Here is a 1,239-nt window from a genome sequence, read left to right on the forward strand (position 1 = left end):
AGCTCAACTGGTAGAGCAGCTGACTTGTAATCAGCAGGTTGCGGGTTCGAGTCCCATCGCCAGCTCCATATTAGGAGGGGTTCCCGAGTGGCCAAAGGGGACGGACTGTAAATCCGTTGGCGTAGCCTTCGCTGGTTCGAATCCAGCCCCCTCCACCATATACTATTTTACAGTGAATTTTAAATTATAGATTTAAATATAATATTCTAGCGACTCAATAACATTTAAAATTCAGAATTCTGATATGGTTAGTGTGCGGAAGTGGCTCAGTGGTAGAGCATCGCCTTGCCAAGGCGAGGGTCGCGGGTTCGAATCCCGTCTTCCGCTCCATTTATTAAGCGGGTGTAGCTCAGTGGTAGAGCCCTGGCCTTCCAAGCCAGTCGCGAGGGTTCGATTCCCTTCACCCGCTCCAATTTTCATTGTAAACTGAATTTAAGATTGTTTTATGGTGGGTATAGCTCAGTTGGTTAGAGCGCCAGATTGTGGCTCTGGAGGTCATGGGTTCGAATCCCATTATCCACCCCATTAGATGATAGTGTTTCGCTGGGGCGTCGCCAAGTCGGTAAGGCACTAGACTTTGACTCTAGCATTCGCAGGTTCGAGTCCTGCCGCCCCAGCCATTTATTCTTTAAAATTTTTTAGAATGTTCTGGCGGCATAGCCAAGTGGTAAGGCAGAGGACTGCAAATCCTTTATTCCCCAGTTCGAATCTGGGTGCCGCCTCCATATTTGCGCCTATAGCTCAACTGGATAGAGTGTCTGACTACGAATCAGAAGGTTGGGGGTTCGAGTCCCTCTGGGCGCACCATTTTAATATTATTAAAAAAAATGGAGGGTTGATGCGAGAAGCCAATCCTCCATTTTTTCGTATTAAAGAATTTTTTTAAGTTTTTGCATCTTACAATGGTTTGAAGATTCTGTTTTAATGTAATTTCCATTAAGTAAAATATAGAGAAAACGAGAGATTTTATAAGAAAAAAATAAATTAATTGAATAAAAATTGATAGGATTGGGTATCAATAATATTGAATATTAATGGTAATTATGCTATATTGGTATCTGCATTTGCGAGAATGTAAAAATTAAGAATAAATAAGAACAAAAAAGTTCTTGACATAGATAAACAAATCTGCTATAGTATTAAGAGTCGGCGGCAAAAGTCGACAAAGAGATTTGATAAAGAAGATTTGGTCTTTGAAAACTGAACAGTGCGGAGACAGGATTACAAGCTAACAGCTGA

At 41.6% G+C, this 1,239-nt stretch carries 7 tRNA genes; all 7 read left to right on the top strand.

The window, feature by feature from the left end:
- The first annotated feature begins 73 nt into the window (after positions 1-73).
- The 7 genes from AB4Y15_RS14020 (at position 74) to AB4Y15_RS14050 (ending at position 807) form a co-directional block, all read left to right on the top strand.
- Positions 74-158: transfer RNA gene (locus AB4Y15_RS14020), tRNA-Tyr, on the top strand.
- A gap of 97 nt (positions 159-255) precedes the next feature.
- Positions 256-330: transfer RNA gene (locus AB4Y15_RS14025), tRNA-Gly, on the top strand.
- Positions 331-338: 8 nt separating this feature from the next.
- Positions 339-412 (top strand) — tRNA-Gly (locus tag AB4Y15_RS14030).
- Positions 413-448: 36 nt separating this feature from the next.
- A tRNA-His gene (locus tag AB4Y15_RS14035) sits at positions 449-525 on the top strand.
- Positions 526-544: 19 nt separating this feature from the next.
- A tRNA-Gln gene (locus AB4Y15_RS14040) sits at positions 545-620 on the top strand.
- A 30-nt stretch (positions 621-650) separates the two neighbouring features.
- Positions 651-725, top strand: a tRNA-Cys gene (locus AB4Y15_RS14045).
- 5 nt (positions 726-730) lie between these two features.
- A tRNA-Arg gene (locus AB4Y15_RS14050) sits at positions 731-807 on the top strand.
- The last annotated feature ends 432 nt before the right edge of the window (positions 808-1,239 follow it).

The sequence above is a fragment of the Caloranaerobacter longqiensis genome (assembly GCF_050286925.1).
Classification (GTDB): domain Bacteria; phylum Bacillota; class Clostridia; order Tissierellales; family Thermohalobacteraceae; genus Caloranaerobacter.